This window comes from Pseudomonas grimontii, from assembly GCF_007858185.1.
Classification (GTDB): Bacteria; Pseudomonadota; Gammaproteobacteria; order Pseudomonadales; family Pseudomonadaceae; genus Aquipseudomonas; species Aquipseudomonas grimontii.
In genome coordinates this window covers 180,470-194,206 of record NZ_VFES01000005.1, presented here as the reverse complement: position 1 = coordinate 194,206, position 13,737 = coordinate 180,470, and the positions used below count along the sequence as shown (strand labels likewise).

Sequence of the window (13,737 nt, the reverse complement as noted above, 5' to 3'; positions counted from 1 at the left end):
TAAACCCCGCACACTGAAAACAGTGTGCGGGGGAGGGCGCGCGTAATTGCACCGAAGGGAATACAGAATGACCAATGATGTAGTGTTAGTTGATGCCAATGATGTACAGATCGGAGTGTGTGACAAACGCATCGCACACTTGGGAGAGGGAAAGCTGCATCGCGCATTTTCAGTGCATCTGATCGACAGTGAAGGGCGTCATCTGCTTCAACGTCGTGCCGCAGGTAAAATGCTTTGGCCAGGTTTTTGGTCGAATGCGTGCTGCAGTCATCCGGCACCGGGAGAGACTATTCTGGATGCTGCGTCTCGTCGTCTGCGTGAAGAATTAGGCATCTCTGCCTCCAGCCGGTTTTTATATAGTTTTGAGTACCATGCCCACTTTGGTTCGATCGGTGCGGAACATGAGTTATGTCATGTATTGGTTGCGCAATCTGACGCTGTGGTCTGCCCGGCAACTGAAGAAGTCAGCGAGATCAAGTGGTGGACGCGAGCCGAAATATCAGCTCGACTTTCAGCGTCACAAGGGCAATTCACGCCCTGGTTTCGAATGGAGTGGCATCGTCTTTTATCGGAACACCCTTCGTTCGATACGCCGGCATTGCAGATCTGCCCGGAGGGGAATACGACACCGTCAGGACACGTATAAACCTGTTACTTCTGACAGTAGACGGCAAGTAATTTGGCCTTGTTAATAGAGGCCAGGCCTGCGCCTTGAAGGCTTGGTCCCTTAACATGATGAGGATTGCCACATGCCAAATGTATACAAGATTATTAGCTTCGATGGACTGCCTGCTGCGCTGATTACCGATACCGAGAAAGAGCTCATAGTCACCGCGCCGGCGATTCCTGGGCTAGAAAAGGGACAGGAAGTGGTGTTCTTCTTTCGCACGCACCTGGGGCATGGCATTGCCGTCTACCTGAGCCTGGAAGAAGGCAGCTTGAAGCAACCCATGGAACTCGTGGTTGATAAGAGCCAACTTCCCAAGACGAAGGAATTGCACATCGACTACGGCGCCTACGTTAGCAGGCGCGCGGTTCATCGTTCAGCCGTAGCGTATTACCCCGCCCGTGAAAGCGCAGCCCAGGGCTAGCCCGTTAACTGCACCCTCCATTGCATTCACGTTGAGGCCGGGTCGCCCGGGTTGGAGTTCATCCAGCTGTAAACGACGACCCATGCCTCAGGCCGGTGTTTAGTCATACGCCGAGCGGGCGCATCTGCCATGATCGCGCTTTGCAACCTGGCTCACCCAAGGAGATCCGCAATGGACGATGTACAGCAACTGGGCGAGATGCTTCGTCATTACGCCGATAGCGAAGCGCACAAGAAGCAGCAGTTCGATGTGCAGTCGGCCCGTTGGGCGCAAAAGCTTGGCGAGTTGTTCGGGCAGATAGAGCAATGGCTGGAACCGGTCAAGACCGTCGGCTTGCTGGAGGTGCACCGTGAAGCCTATATCGCCAGCGGGCCGAGCGTGCCGGTGGAGACGTCGACCTTCAAGACCGAAAAGCTGCTGGTGCAGATCACCGGAAAAACCGTGGAGTTCGTGCCCGAGGTCATGGGCGTGGGCGGTTCAATCTCAGTGTCGGTGATGGGCTTGACCGCTGCCCGTCACGGCAGCGTGTCGCTGGTACTGCCGGCCGACAAAAACGACTGGCTGTGGAAGAAAACCAATGGCCTCAAGGACCCGGACACCTTTGGCTTCGACGCCAACTTCCTGGCCACGCAGTTGCAGAGCCTGATTCCGCGCGAACGCGGCTGAGGGCTACCGCTTCGTACAGCGTCGATGCGGGCCGCAGGCGTGTCAAACACTGGGTGGAAATAAGTATTTTTTGCCCAGGATTGGCTATACCTACAGCTCCATGTTTCGATGATGATCGCCAAGGAGTTCAATGATGAAACTAAGGCTAATGATCAGTACGCTGTGCGTGGCTTCAATCGCAATGGCTGGCTGCGCCAGCAAGGTCACCCAACCGGACGAGTACTCAGGCTTCCTTTCCGACTACAGCCAGCTCAAGGAAGCCAAGTCGCCTTCGGGGGCCGAGGTGATGCGCTGGGTCGACCCCAAACTCGACCTGAGCCGCTACACCGCGGTGTACATCGAACCGACGCAGTTCTACCCCAAGCCCCAGGCCACCGCGAAAATCCCCGACAGCACCCTCAATGGCATCAACACTTACTTCAACCAGGCGCTCAAGCGTGAGCTGGGCAAATCAGTGCCCCTGGCCAACGGCCCCGGCCCCGGTGTGATCGTGGTGCGTGCGGCGATCACCGCCGTCAGCAGCAAGACTGAGGGCCTCAAGCCCTATGAATTCGTGCCTGTGGCCCTGGTGGCGGCGGCGGTGAGTACCGGCACCGGCATCCGCGACCAGGAAACCACCCTCGGCACCGAGGCGCAGTTCCTCGATGGTGCCAACGGCAAGGTGCTCGCCCAAGTGGTGCGCAAGGGCACCGGCAAGCCGCTGGCCAACGACTCGCAGGTGATGAAGGCCGATGACGTGAAAGGCGTGATCGATGGCTGGGCGTCGGACCTGCATCAGTCGTATGTGAAGCTGAAAAAACACTAGGGACTAGAACGCATTCCTGGCGGGTTTGTTGTAGTAGCTGAGCAGGGCGTCATAGCGACGGGTGATGAGGTAGTAGTCATCACTCAGTTGCTGTGGCGGGGCGTGTTCCCGCCAGTCCTGATGCAGGGTGCGCAACGCCTGGAGGTACGCGTCGGCTGACGAGCGGGTGGCGTACCAGAGGTGAGTGGCTTCCTCCTCCCGTTTGCTGCGCGGCATTTTAACCAGGAAGTCCTTGCTGGCATCGCTGGCCTGTTGCAGTGTCTCAGTCAAGCTGAGCAGTTGTTGGGGCGTCAGGCTGGCGTCGCGTACACCCTGGTCAATCTGGTTCATCGCCTGACGGGCCGCGATCATATGGTTGAGCAGGTGCCAATGCAGGTCCCGGCCGAAGCGCGATTCGAGTCGCGCCAGTTGTACCGGGCGCAGATGGATGTCTTCGTTTTCCAATTGGGTGCGTAACGCAGCGGACGCGCTCAGGTACTCTTCGCCCCGGTTGGCCAATTCCCCGACCATCCGCTTGTTCATGGCTTGCGCCACCCATTGACGCATGTTCGACGGCATACCTTCGGTTTGTATCGGATCAACCATGTCCGCCAGGGAGGTGAATTTATTCAGCTTGTCGGCATACACCATGGCGAGAGTGCCGAGGTGGCTTCCGGGCTGCTGACGCTCCAGTTTGAGGGTGTACAGCTGCGAACAGACCGCCGCCTGTATAATGCGCGGCTCGGGCTCGTTACGGTCGCCAAACTTATCCTGGGTGGGGGCTTCGGGCTGTGTCGAACGCATACGGTAGTACGCCAGGCGCGTATCGCGATCAATTCGGTTCACGCAATCAATGATCGGCGCCAACGCGCTGGCCATTGCGGTGGAAGGGCTGTCCCGTTGGTCCAGCCATAATTGCACACGTTGCAGCGGTTTGGTGGCCCCGGCCACACCGAGCAATCCCAGGCCCAATACCAGGCTGACGGGTAACAACCATTTCGGATTCATTGCGCGGCCTCCTGACCATACCACTGTGCCTGGGTGGCGGGCGCCTGGCAGTCGGGGGCGGAGCGAGGCATGCGGCTGCACAGGCGTTCGGTCCACTGTTGCAGGCCCTGGTTACGGGTTACGTGTTGCTGGTTGTCGAGCACCGTCAAGCCGGCGTACAGCACAATCCCACTGATGCCCAACAGCACCATGCCCAGGGCCGTCCAGCGTGGGTGGCGGGCGGTCCAGGGGGTGTGGCTGTTCATGAAGGGCCGCTTGATCACGCCGATAACCGCCAGGGTCGCGACCAGCGCCAGGCTGGCAAACGGGCCGAACGCGTAACCCAGCGCTGCGGCAAGGACCAGCCCTGGCAGCAGGTCCCGTATCGGCAACAACGGCAGGTGAGTAGGGCTAAACCAGCGCGGCAGGCGCTCACTGAGCCGTTCATCGAGCACGCGGTACTGATGAGCCAGCGGGCGCCAGACCTGCCAAGCCAATCCGGCGCCGATCACGGCGCCCAACGACCACAGCAGGCCGTAGCCCAAGGTCGGCAGCACGTTGCCGGCCAGGGGCTCGGCATTCACCAACACGCCTACCAGGCAGCTCAATACCAGCGCGACAATCCAGGGCCAGGTATCCATGGCCGTGTCCCACCCTTGCCAGAAATACACGATACCGCCGGGCATCGTTTCGGCTTCGGCCGCGTGCTCGGTGTAGATATCTGCACTGAGTGCCTGGCAGGCTTTCCAGTCATGTTCATCGAAGCGTTGGGCGAAGGCACGGCGCTGACCCAGGCTCATCGGTGCCAGTAGCAGTCGGGCAGCCCGTTGTTGCGGGCTGTTGGGCGCTTCGGCGGCCAGTGCCCGTTGGCGTGCCATGAAGACCGGGCCTTGCTGGCGATGCAATAGCCGAGCCCAATCCTCCGCCGGGCAGTCATGACCGCTGCCGCCATGCCAGTTTTGGCCAGCGCACACTGCGTCGAACACCGCGCTCGACCAGTAATGACTCTGCGCCAACAAGCGCGCCAGCCATTGGTTGAACCACTCGGCATGCGGATGATTGTTCACCCAGGGATGCTCGGAGCGCGCGGCATAGGCAGTCAGGAAGGCGGCCTCGTCCTTTTGCTCAAGCGCCTGGCGCAAGGGTTGCTGCAACGCGCTGCGGTGCTTGCGCTCGAGCTTTTCGATCAGCTCGCCGGGCAGTTCCAGGCGCTGCCAGGCCGTCAGCCAGTTGAAGGTTTCAAAGGCCCAGCGAGTTTCTTCGGGGTTCAGATGCCCTTCGATGTCGCGCAGCAACAGGTGGATTTCAAAAGGCAGCGCATTGCCATCGGCCATTGCCGCCTGATAATGGTCGGCAAGGGTGTCGCCCTGGGCTTCGATGACGACTTCGTCGACTTCCTGCAGCCGTTGGCTCCACGCCAGCGCAGCCTCATAGGCCTCGCGCAGGCGCTGGAAACCCTCGGGGTCATCATCCGGCCGGGTTTTCTTCAGCAGGGCGGCGTATTGGCGCTTGATCGTGCGGCTATCGGCATCCGGCGCCAGGCCAAGGACATTCCAGCAAGTCATGTGCAGTGCAACTCCGTAGACAATCGCGCGCACATTACCTGTTTTACCGGTTGATTAACCAGCGCCAGTACGGGTTAGAGCCCACGGTAGGGCTGGCCCGGCCTGACCCTGCGGCGACCGGGCACGCGGTGTTACTTAAGCGGCGTCAATGGCGGCAGTTTCCACTGGCCGTTACCCACCTCAGGCTTGGGCAGGTAAATCCGCAGGATGGCGTAGAACGGACCGGGTGGAGCCGGCAGCCAGTTGCTCTGCTCGGCTTTCGGCGGTTCGTGGTGCTGCAGGGCCAGGGTCAGGCCGCCATCGGCGTCCCGCTTGAGGCCGGACAGCATGTGCGAGTTGATCACGTAACGTTTCTTGTGGTTGGGCACCAGTTGCTTGGTCTTGGCGTCGTACATGGTCAGCGACCAGAACGCATCGGCCGGTGGCAACTGGTCCTTGGCGAAATGCACGGTGTAGCTGTGGCGTGCACCGTTGGCAGGCTTGCCCTCGCTGTCGTTGACGTAGCTCAGGTAAGCGACTTCATCGCCGGAGTTACCGAAAAGCCCCATGTCCGCACCGGCGTAGCGGTACAGGTAGTTATTGTTCAAGTGGTCGCGGCTGCCATACAAATCGCCATTGGCGACCTGGTGCGTGTCGACCTTGTCCTTTTTGAATGCGGCAAACTCGGCGCGCGCATCGGAGATGCCGTCTTCCAGGGCCTTGCGCTGCTCAGCGGTCAACTCCTTGACCTTGAAGGGCGCGCCTGGGGCGATACCGATCTTGGCGAAACGCGCCAGCAGGTCTTTCTCGCTGTCCTGGGGCGCGGCGAAGGCCAGCATGAAGTTCAGGTAGCGAAACAGCTGCGGGCCTTCGGTCATGGTCGCCATGGGCTTGGGCCATGCGACCTTTGGCGCCTTGGCCGGCGCAGCTTGCTTCACGTAGTTGCTCAGGGACTGGACTTTGTAGCCGTTCTGGATCTGCTTGACCTTGTTCAGGTCCTTCTCGTCGAACAACTGCGTGCGGTAGAGGGCGTAGGCGATGTTGCTTTCGCTGTAGACCACGCGGTCGACGTTCACCGGCTGCTGACCTTTCCAGTCCGGGCCAGCAATCATGTAGTGACCGCCGTTGTTGCCGGTGCTGCGGGTGCCCAGGTAGGCGATGTTCTGCGTGTAGAGGTCGATCAATTGCACCGAGTAGTAACGGTCGTCTTCGATCTTGGGCAGCGTCAGCACCAGCGGCTCGCTGCGCAGGTCCATCCAGACAAACGAGTAGGGCGTGTCCAGGTTCGGCGTCACGAACGCGGTGTCCTTGGGGGTGAGCACCTGGGCGGTATTGCCGATATGGTTGAACGGCGCCTTGAAGTTGGCGCCGCCCTTATCAACGGCCTGGGTGTAGAGCGTCTTGTACATCTCCACCACCGGGTAGCCATACAGGTAGGCTTCCTTGGCAATGGCCCGCGCTTCGCTGGGGGTAGCGGTGAAATCGGCCCAGGCGCCGGAACTCATGAGTATCGAGAGGCTCGCCAACAGCAGGCGCGTCGGTTTTCCAATCATGTTGTTGCGTCCTTCCAAAGTTCGTTTGACTGACGGGGAATAAAGGCGACGAGTTTCCTGTTTTATTTCCCGAACGTCACGTTAATCCCTGCGAATAACGTGAACTGCGGCCAGCCGTCGTCTTTGCACGCCACGGTCCACTGCGGCTCAAGCGAGCAGCTAAATGCAGGCGCGCCAGGCATCCAAACGAAGGAGGGCGCGAGTACGGGCGTTTCACAGGTGGGTAAAGAGGGGGGGAATAGCCGCCCGTGCTGGGCGGCGATGCGCAAAAGAGGGGTCAGGCGGCAGGCAGCATCGATTTGACTTTATCGCGCAACTGGTCGATCGAGAACGGTTTGGCAATCACCTGCATGCCGGCAGGGACGTCGATACTTTCGGCATAGCCGCTGGCAAACAGGATAGGCAGAGCCGGGCGTAGTTCACGCACACGGGTTGCCAGTTGCTTGCCGTCCATGTCCGGCAGGCCCACGTCGGTCATCATCAGGTCGATCACCTGAGCGGAGTTTTCAACGACCGCGAGCGCCGCTTTAGCGTCGGCCGCCTCAAGCACACTGAACTCCAGCTCTTCGAGTACATCGACGATCAGCATGCGCACGATGGCGTCGTCTTCGACTACAAGGATGGTGGAGGCTGACGCGGGCATAATGGGAATTCCTGAGAAGAGGGGGGAGCAGGTAATAAAAAATTCAAAAGGACACCGCAGTAGTGAGTCTCCTTGATCAAGCCAAGTTCCCTTGGCATGCGCATTGTGCCGACACCGCACAGCATTGTCTCTTTCCAAGGTGACCATGGGTTTGTTCTGGGCTGGAAACAACGTACTACCCTCAGCCTCCTCTCGCTCGACGTGTCAATTACACGCTGAGCTGGCAGAAAAATAGCGTTCAACCGCAACTTTGGGGCAAACTCCCGGTTTTTCCGTATTTGGCCAAGGCATGCCCATGACTCCCGCGTCGTCCGTCGATGAACAGAGCTTTCGTACACTGCTGAGCCGAAACGTGGCATTGCCCCTGAGTGTGGGCGTGCTCAGCGCGGTGTTTTTCGTTTGTCTGATCACCTATTTGCTGTCGGTGATCCAGTGGGTGGAGCACACCGATCGGGTCATCAACAACCTCAACGAGACGTCAAAGCTGACGGTCGACCTGGAAACCGGCATGCGCGGTTTCCTGATCACCGGTGACGAGCACTTCCTCGACCCGTACGAAGTGGCCAAGCCGCGAATCATTGCCGACTTGCGCAATTTGCAGGGCCTGGTGGCGGATAACCCGCAGCAGGTGGATCGCCTCAAGCGCCTGGAAGCGTTGCAACTGGAGTGGAACAAATACGCCCAGTCGATGATTGATATGCAGCGCGAGAGTGGAGACTACCGCAGCGCGGTCAAGGCCGGCCGTGGCAAGCGCCTGACCGATGAGATCCGCAAGGAATATGAGGAAGCGGTGGCGATGGAGCAGCAGTTCCGCATCACGCGCAATCAAGAAGTGACCCGCACCACGGTCATCAGTGTCACCCTGTATCTAGCGTTCGTGCTCGGGCTGAGTGGCTTCCTGGCGTACATCGGCCGCAGGAACTTACTAGCTTTATCAGACAGTTACAGCGCAAACATCGCGTCACAACAGAAGATCGCACTGCGCCTGGAACAGCAGGCCTGGCTACGCAATGGCCAGACCGAGCTGGCCGAACAAGTACTGGGGCAGCTGACCCTCAATATGCTCGGACGCAATATCCTGCAATTTTTTGCCCAGTACATGGGCTCGGCGGTGGCGGCGCTGTATGTGCGTGAAGAGCACGGCGGTCTCAAGCGCGTCGCGACGTATGGCTTCTCCCGCGAACAGGAACAGCTCGAACAGGCGATCTACAGCGACGAAGGGATCGTCGGTCAGGCCGCCCAACTGGACCGGCTGATTCGCCTGGATGACGTGCCGGTGGACTACTTCAAGGTCAGCTCCGGCCTGGGCGAAGGCTTGACCCGTAGCGTGCTGGTGGTGCCGACCAGCGATGACGACCGTGTCAACGGTGTGATCGAGCTGGGCTTTCTGCGGCCGCTGGAAGAGCGTGACATCGAGCTGCTGGAGTTGATCGCCGGGAATATCGGCACCTCCATCGAAGCCGCGCGCTATCGCCAGCGCTTGCAGGAAGTGCTGGCCGAGACCCAGCAGCTCAACGAAGAGCTGCAAGTGCAGCAGGAAGAACTCAAGACCGCCAACGAAGAACTCGAGGAACAGTCACGCATCCTCAAGGAGTCCCAGGCCCACCTGGAAACCCAACAGGCCGAGCTGGAGCAGACCAACGAGCAACTGGCCGAACAGACCCAGACCCTGGCCGAGCAACGCGATGCCATGGACCGCAAGAACGTCGAGCTCAACCAGGCCCAGATCGAGCTGGAAGACCGCGCGGATGAATTGCAGCGCTCCAGCAAGTACAAATCCGAATTCCTCGCCAACATGTCCCACGAGCTGCGCACGCCGCTGAACAGTTCGTTGATCCTGGCCAAGTTGCTGGCGGAAAACCCCCAGGAAAACCTCAGCGCCGAACAGGTCAAGTTTGCCGAGTCGATCTATTCGGCGGGCAACGACCTGCTCAACCTGATCAACGACATCCTGGATATTTCCAAGGTAGAAGCCGGCAAGTTGGAAGTGCGCCCGGAAAACTCCAGTGTGACGCGCCTGGTGGACGGCCTGCGCGGGATGTTCGAACCGCTGGCCGCCGACCGCAAGCTGGGGTTCCAGGTGCAGGTGCAGGAAGGTGCGCCGATCATGCTGTTTACCGACCGCCAGCGCCTGGAGCAGATTCTCAAGAACCTGCTGTCCAACGCGATCAAGTTCACCGAACACGGCGAGGTCAGCCTGTCAGTATCCCGCGCGCCAGGGGAGGGCATTGCCTTTACCGTGCGCGATTCGGGCATCGGTATTGCCCCGGACCAGCAGGAAAGCATCTTCGAAGCCTTCCGCCAGGCCGATGGCACCACCAACCGCCGTTACGGCGGCACCGGCCTGGGCTTGTCGATTTCCCGCGACCTGGCCGCGTTGCTCGGCGGCTATATCAGCGTGACCAGCGAACCCGGCAAAGGCAGCACCTTTACCTTGGTGCTGCCGGAGCACTATGTCGAACGCGAGGAAGACGCGCCGCCGATCGAGCAACCGCGCCAGGTCGTTGCCGCCCCCGCACCCAAGCCCATCGCGATCTCACCGCTGCCGGTAGCCGACGCCAAGCAGATCCCGCGCTTTGCCGACGACCGCGACAAGGCGCCGTTCGCCACCCGCTGCATCCTGGTGGTGGAGGATGAGCCGAACTTTGCGCGCATCCTCTTCGACCTCGCCCATGAGCTGGGTTATCAGTGCCTGGTGGCCCACGGTGCGGACGAGGGCTACAGCCTGGCCGAGGAGTTCATTCCCGATGCGATCCTGCTGGACATGCGCCTGCCGGACCATTCCGGGCTCACCGTGCTGCAACGTCTCAAGGAACACGCCAACACGCGTCACATCCCGGTGCATGTGATCTCCGTGGAAGACCGCGTCGAGGCCGCCATGCACATGGGCGCCATCGGCTATGCGGTAAAACCGACCACCCGCGAAGAGCTCAAGGACGTGTTTGCACGCCTGGAAGCCAAGCTGACCCAGAAGGTCAAGCGCGTATTGCTGGTGGAAGACGATGACCTGCAGCGCGACAGCATTGCCCGCCTGATCGGCGACGATGACATCGAGATCACCGATGTCGGTTATGCCCAGGCCGCCCTGGACCTGCTGCGCACCAACATCTATGACTGCATGATCATCGACCTCAAGCTGCCGGACATGCTGGGCAATGAGTTGCTCAAGCGCATGGCTACCGAGGATATCTGCTCGTTCCCGCCGGTGATCGTCTACACCGGCCGCAACCTGACCCGCGATGAAGAGGCCGAACTGCGCAAGTATTCGCGCTCGATCATCATCAAGGGCGCCCGCTCGCCGGAGCGTCTGCTCGACGAAGTCACACTCTTTCTGCACAAAGTCGAATCCCAGCTGTCCCATGACCGCCAGAAGATGCTCAAGACCGCCCGCAGCCGCGACAAGGTCTTCGAGGGGCGCAAGATCCTGCTGGTGGACGACGATGTGCGTAACATCTTCGCCCTGACCAGCGCCCTGGAGCACAAAGGCGCCGTGGTGGTCATCGGGCGTAATGGCCGCGAAGCCATCGAGAGACTCAATGAAGTCGACGACATCGACCTGGTGCTGATGGACGTGATGATGCCGGAGATGGACGGTTACGAGGCCACCGCCTTGATCCGCCAGGACCCGCGCTGGAAAAAGCTGCCGATCATTGCGGTGACGGCCAAGGCCATGAAGGACGATCAGGAGCGCTGCCTCGCAGCAGGCTCCAATGATTACCTGGCCAAGCCGATCGACCTGGATCGCCTGTTCTCGCTGATTCGCGTATGGCTACCCAAGATGGAACGCATTTAAGTGGAGCACCGTTTTTTGGAGAAAAGCAGCGATATTGAGCTGCGCCTGTTGATCGAGGCGATTTACCTCAAGTACAGCTACGACTTTCGCGACTACTCCGGTGCGTCGGTCAAACGTCGCGTGGCCCACGCCTTGCGCCAGTTCGACTGCGCCACCATTTCGGCGTTGCAGGAGCGGGTGCTGCACGATCCGGCAGCGTTCATGCAGTTGCTGCAATTTCTGACGATCCCGGTGAGCGAGATGTTTCGCGACCCGTCGCACTTCCTGGCCATCCGCCAGGAAGTGGTGCCGCTGCTCAAGACCTACCCGTCGATCAAGATCTGGATTGCCGGCTGCAGCACGGGGGAAGAGGTGTACTCCATGGCCATCCTGCTGCGTGAAGAAGGCTTGCTGGAGCGCACGATCATCTATGCCACCGACATCAACCCCGCCTCCCTGGATAAAGCCAAGCAAGGCATCTTTTCCCTGGAGAACGTGCGAGCCTACACCGCCAATTATCAGCAGGCCGGCGGGCAACGGTCATTTGCCGACTACTACACGGCGGCTTACGATTACGCGATCTTCGACAAAACGCTGCGTGAGAATGTGACGTTCGCCGACCATAGCCTGGCGACCGACAGTGTGTTCTCAGAAACTCAATTAATTTCATGTCGCAACGTACTGATTTATTTCAATAAAAAATTACAGGATCGAGCGTTTGGATTGTTTCATGAGTCGCTGTGCCATCGCGGCTTCCTGGTGCTGGGCAGCAAGGAAACCCTGGAATTTTCTGGTTACAGCAAGCAATTCGAACCCTTGGTCAAGCAGGAACGGATCTACCGAAAATCATGAGCGACGTCGCAGCCAACCCGATTCGCGGGATTGAAGCCATCGTCGTCGGCGCCTCCGCCGGCGGCGTCGAGGCGTTGCTGAGTATTTTCAGCGAGCTGCCCGACACCTTCGCCCTGCCGATCATTGCCGTATTGCACCTGCCGGATGAGCGCCGTAGCCAACTGGCGGAAGTCTTTGCGCGGCGCCTGCCGATTCCGGTACGGGAAGGGCAGGACAAGGAAGTGATCCAGGCGGGCACGTTGTATTTCGCCGGTCCCGGCTATCACCTGTCGGTAGAGCATGACCGCAGCCTGTCCCTGAGCCAGGAAGACCGCGTACACCATTCCCGGCCGGCTATCGATTACCTGTTCGCCTCGGCCGCCGATGCCTATGGCAAGGGCCTGCTGGCCATTTTGCTCACGGGCGCCAACCACGACGGCGCCCACGGGCTGGCCCATATCAAGCAATCGGGCGGCACCACGGTGGTACAGGACCCCAGCGAAGCGCGGATTGCCGTGATGCCGCGCGCGGCCCTGGCCCTGCACGCACCTGACCATATTCTGACCTTGAGCCGCATTGCCGCATTGCTGGCTTCCCTGGAATCCTCCCCATGTTAAGTACTGTCCAGGCCAAACTGCTGATCGTCGACGATCTGCCGGAAAACCTGCTGGCCCTCGAGGCACTGATCAAGCGCGAGGATCGCCAGGTCTTCAAGGCACTGAGCGCCGACGAGGCCTTGTCCCTGTTGCTGGAGCACGAGTTCGCCATGGCGATTCTCGACGTGCAGATGCCCGGCATGAACGGGTTCGAGCTGGCCGAACTGATGCGCGGCACCGAAAAAACCAAGAACATCCCGATTGTGTTCGTCAGTGCCGCCGGCCGTGAACTCAATTACGCCTTCAAGGGCTACGAAAGCGGCGCCGTGGACTTCCTGCACAAACCGCTGGACATCCACGCGGTCAAGAGCAAGGTCAATGTGTTCGTCGACCTGTACCGCCAGAGCAAGGCGATGAAGCAGCAGGTGGAGGCACTGGAGCGCAGCCGTCGCGAGCAGGAACTGTTGCTCGCCCGCCTGCAGGCCACCCAGGCCGAACTGGAGCAGGCGGTGCGCATGCGTGATGACTTCATGTCGATCGTTGCCCATGAAGTGCGCACGCCGCTCAACGGCCTGATCCTGGAAACCCAGCTGCGCAAGATGCACTTGGCCCGCGATAACGCCGCCGCGTTCACCCTGGACAAGATGCACGCCATGGTCGACCGCGATGAGCGGCAGATCAAGAGCCTGATCCGCCTGATCGAAGACATGCTCGACGTATCGCGCATCCGCACCGGCAAGCTGTCGATACGCCCGGGGCGCTTTGACCTGACGCAACTGGTGCGCAACCTGGTGGAGAATTTCGCACCGCAGGTTGCCGCCGCCGAATCGACGATGCAACTGGTTGCCGAGGCGCCCGTGGAGGGCAACTGGGATGAGTTCCGTATCGAGCAGGTGGTCACGAACCTGCTGACCAACGCCTTGCGCTATGGGGCTAAAAGCCCGGTGGAAGTGCGCGTGTACAGCGAACATAGCGAGGCCCGGGTTGAGGTGCGCGACCATGGGATCGGCATCAGTGTCGAGAACCAGAAGCGTATTTTTCAGCAGTTCGAGCGCGTGTCCGCCAGCCAGGTATCAGCGGGTCTGGGCCTCGGTCTGTTTATTTCAGAACAGATCATTGCAGCCCATGGCGGCACCATCGAGGTCGAGAGCCAGATAGGCGAGGGCGCGTTGTTTCGGGTGTGCCTGCCCCTGGAGCAGCCGGCATGAAATCAATCGTCACCCCGACGCAACCTCTGCGTGACCCCATGGTCGTAATTGCAGCAATTGAC

12 protein-coding genes are annotated in these 13,737 nt (G+C 60.1%); 8 read left to right on the top strand and 4 right to left on the bottom strand.

Going from position 1 to position 13,737, the window contains the following annotated elements; genetic code table 11:
• The first annotated feature begins 67 nt into the window (after positions 1 to 67).
• From idi to FIV39_RS10730, 4 genes are all read left to right on the top strand, one after another.
• Positions 68 to 646, top strand: a complete 579-nt coding sequence (gene idi / locus FIV39_RS10745; protein ID WP_090404033.1) for an isopentenyl-diphosphate Delta-isomerase — start codon at positions 68 to 70, stop codon at positions 644 to 646.
• A 103-nt stretch (positions 647 to 749) separates the two neighbouring features.
• Positions 750 to 1,091 carry a hypothetical protein gene (locus FIV39_RS10740; protein ID WP_090404034.1) on the top strand — a complete coding sequence of 114 codons (342 nt, stop codon included), beginning with the start codon at positions 750 to 752 and terminating at the stop codon, positions 1,089 to 1,091.
• A 171-nt stretch (positions 1,092 to 1,262) separates the two neighbouring features.
• Entirely contained in the window at positions 1,263 to 1,757 is a 495-nt protein-coding gene (locus FIV39_RS10735) for a hypothetical protein (RefSeq protein WP_146371514.1), read from the top strand.
• 133 nt (positions 1,758 to 1,890) lie between these two features.
• Positions 1,891 to 2,562 carry a DUF3313 domain-containing protein gene (locus FIV39_RS10730; protein ID WP_090404038.1) on the top strand — a complete coding sequence of 224 codons (672 nt, stop codon included), beginning with the start codon at positions 1,891 to 1,893 and terminating at the stop codon, positions 2,560 to 2,562.
• Positions 2,563 to 2,565: 3 nt separating this feature from the next.
• On the opposite strand, the gene FIV39_RS10725 is transcribed toward FIV39_RS10730, so the two are convergent.
• The 4 genes from FIV39_RS10725 to FIV39_RS10705 form a co-directional block, all read right to left on the bottom strand.
• Positions 2,566 to 3,549 carry a DUF3829 domain-containing protein gene (locus FIV39_RS10725; protein ID WP_090404040.1) on the bottom strand — a complete coding sequence of 328 codons (984 nt, stop codon included), beginning with the start codon at positions 3,547 to 3,549 and terminating at the stop codon, positions 2,566 to 2,568.
• A complete protein-coding gene (locus tag FIV39_RS10720; RefSeq protein WP_090404042.1) occupies positions 3,546 to 5,093 on the bottom strand; it encodes a J domain-containing protein in 1,548 nt (515 codons plus the stop codon). The genes FIV39_RS10725 and FIV39_RS10720 overlap by 4 nt, the downstream gene beginning before the upstream one ends.
• 131 nt (positions 5,094 to 5,224) lie before the next feature.
• Positions 5,225 to 6,625 carry a DUF1254 domain-containing protein gene (locus FIV39_RS10715; protein ID WP_090404044.1) on the bottom strand — a complete coding sequence of 467 codons (1,401 nt, stop codon included), beginning with the start codon at positions 6,623 to 6,625 and terminating at the stop codon, positions 5,225 to 5,227.
• Between the two features lie 277 nt (positions 6,626 to 6,902).
• Complete coding sequence (locus FIV39_RS10705) at positions 6,903 to 7,268, bottom strand: response regulator (RefSeq protein WP_090404046.1); 366 nt, start codon at positions 7,266 to 7,268, stop codon at positions 6,903 to 6,905.
• A gap of 295 nt (positions 7,269 to 7,563) precedes the next feature.
• Between FIV39_RS10705 and FIV39_RS10700 the strand changes: the two genes are divergently transcribed.
• Genes FIV39_RS10700 through FIV39_RS10685 form a run of 4 tightly spaced genes read left to right on the top strand, consistent with a single transcriptional unit; the run spans position 7,564 to position 13,675 of the window.
• On the top strand, positions 7,564 to 11,061 hold the full coding sequence (locus tag FIV39_RS10700) for a response regulator (RefSeq protein ID WP_090404048.1): 3,498 nt from the start codon (positions 7,564 to 7,566) through the stop codon (positions 11,059 to 11,061).
• Complete coding sequence (locus tag FIV39_RS10695; RefSeq protein WP_186731513.1) at positions 11,062 to 11,892, top strand: CheR family methyltransferase; 831 nt, start codon at positions 11,062 to 11,064, stop codon at positions 11,890 to 11,892.
• On the top strand, positions 11,889 to 12,488 hold the full coding sequence (locus FIV39_RS10690) for a chemotaxis protein CheB (protein WP_090404050.1): 600 nt from the start codon (positions 11,889 to 11,891) through the stop codon (positions 12,486 to 12,488). Before FIV39_RS10695 ends, FIV39_RS10690 begins: the two co-directional genes overlap by 4 nt.
• Positions 12,482 to 13,675, top strand: a complete 1,194-nt coding sequence (locus FIV39_RS10685) for a hybrid sensor histidine kinase/response regulator (RefSeq protein ID WP_090404052.1) — start codon at positions 12,482 to 12,484, stop codon at positions 13,673 to 13,675. The genes FIV39_RS10690 and FIV39_RS10685 overlap by 7 nt, the downstream gene beginning before the upstream one ends.
• Positions 13,676 to 13,737: the final 62 nt, after the last annotated feature.

What these genes read in the sequence shown, in the direction of transcription:
- idi (WP_090404033.1), top strand. Translation starts at nt 68, where the DNA reads ATGACCAATGATGTAGTGTTAGTTGATGCCAATGATGTACAGATCGGA.
- FIV39_RS10740 (WP_090404034.1), top strand. Translation starts at nt 750, where the DNA reads ATGCCAAATGTATACAAGATTATTAGCTTCGATGGACTGCCTGCTGCG.
- FIV39_RS10735 (WP_146371514.1), top strand. Translation starts at nt 1,263, where the DNA reads ATGGACGATGTACAGCAACTGGGCGAGATGCTTCGTCATTACGCCGAT.
- FIV39_RS10730 (WP_090404038.1), top strand. Translation starts at nt 1,891, where the DNA reads ATGAAACTAAGGCTAATGATCAGTACGCTGTGCGTGGCTTCAATCGCA.
- FIV39_RS10725 (WP_090404040.1), bottom strand. Translation starts at nt 3,549, where the DNA reads ATGAATCCGAAATGGTTGTTACCCGTCAGCCTGGTATTGGGCCTGGGA.
- FIV39_RS10720 (WP_090404042.1), bottom strand. Translation starts at nt 5,093, where the DNA reads ATGACTTGCTGGAATGTCCTTGGCCTGGCGCCGGATGCCGATAGCCGC.
- FIV39_RS10715 (WP_090404044.1), bottom strand. Translation starts at nt 6,625, where the DNA reads ATGATTGGAAAACCGACGCGCCTGCTGTTGGCGAGCCTCTCGATACTC.
- FIV39_RS10705 (WP_090404046.1), bottom strand. Translation starts at nt 7,268, where the DNA reads ATGCCCGCGTCAGCCTCCACCATCCTTGTAGTCGAAGACGACGCCATC.
- FIV39_RS10700 (WP_090404048.1), top strand. Translation starts at nt 7,564, where the DNA reads ATGACTCCCGCGTCGTCCGTCGATGAACAGAGCTTTCGTACACTGCTG.
- FIV39_RS10690 (WP_090404050.1), top strand. Translation starts at nt 11,889, where the DNA reads ATGAGCGACGTCGCAGCCAACCCGATTCGCGGGATTGAAGCCATCGTC.
- FIV39_RS10685 (WP_090404052.1), top strand. Translation starts at nt 12,482, where the DNA reads ATGTTAAGTACTGTCCAGGCCAAACTGCTGATCGTCGACGATCTGCCG.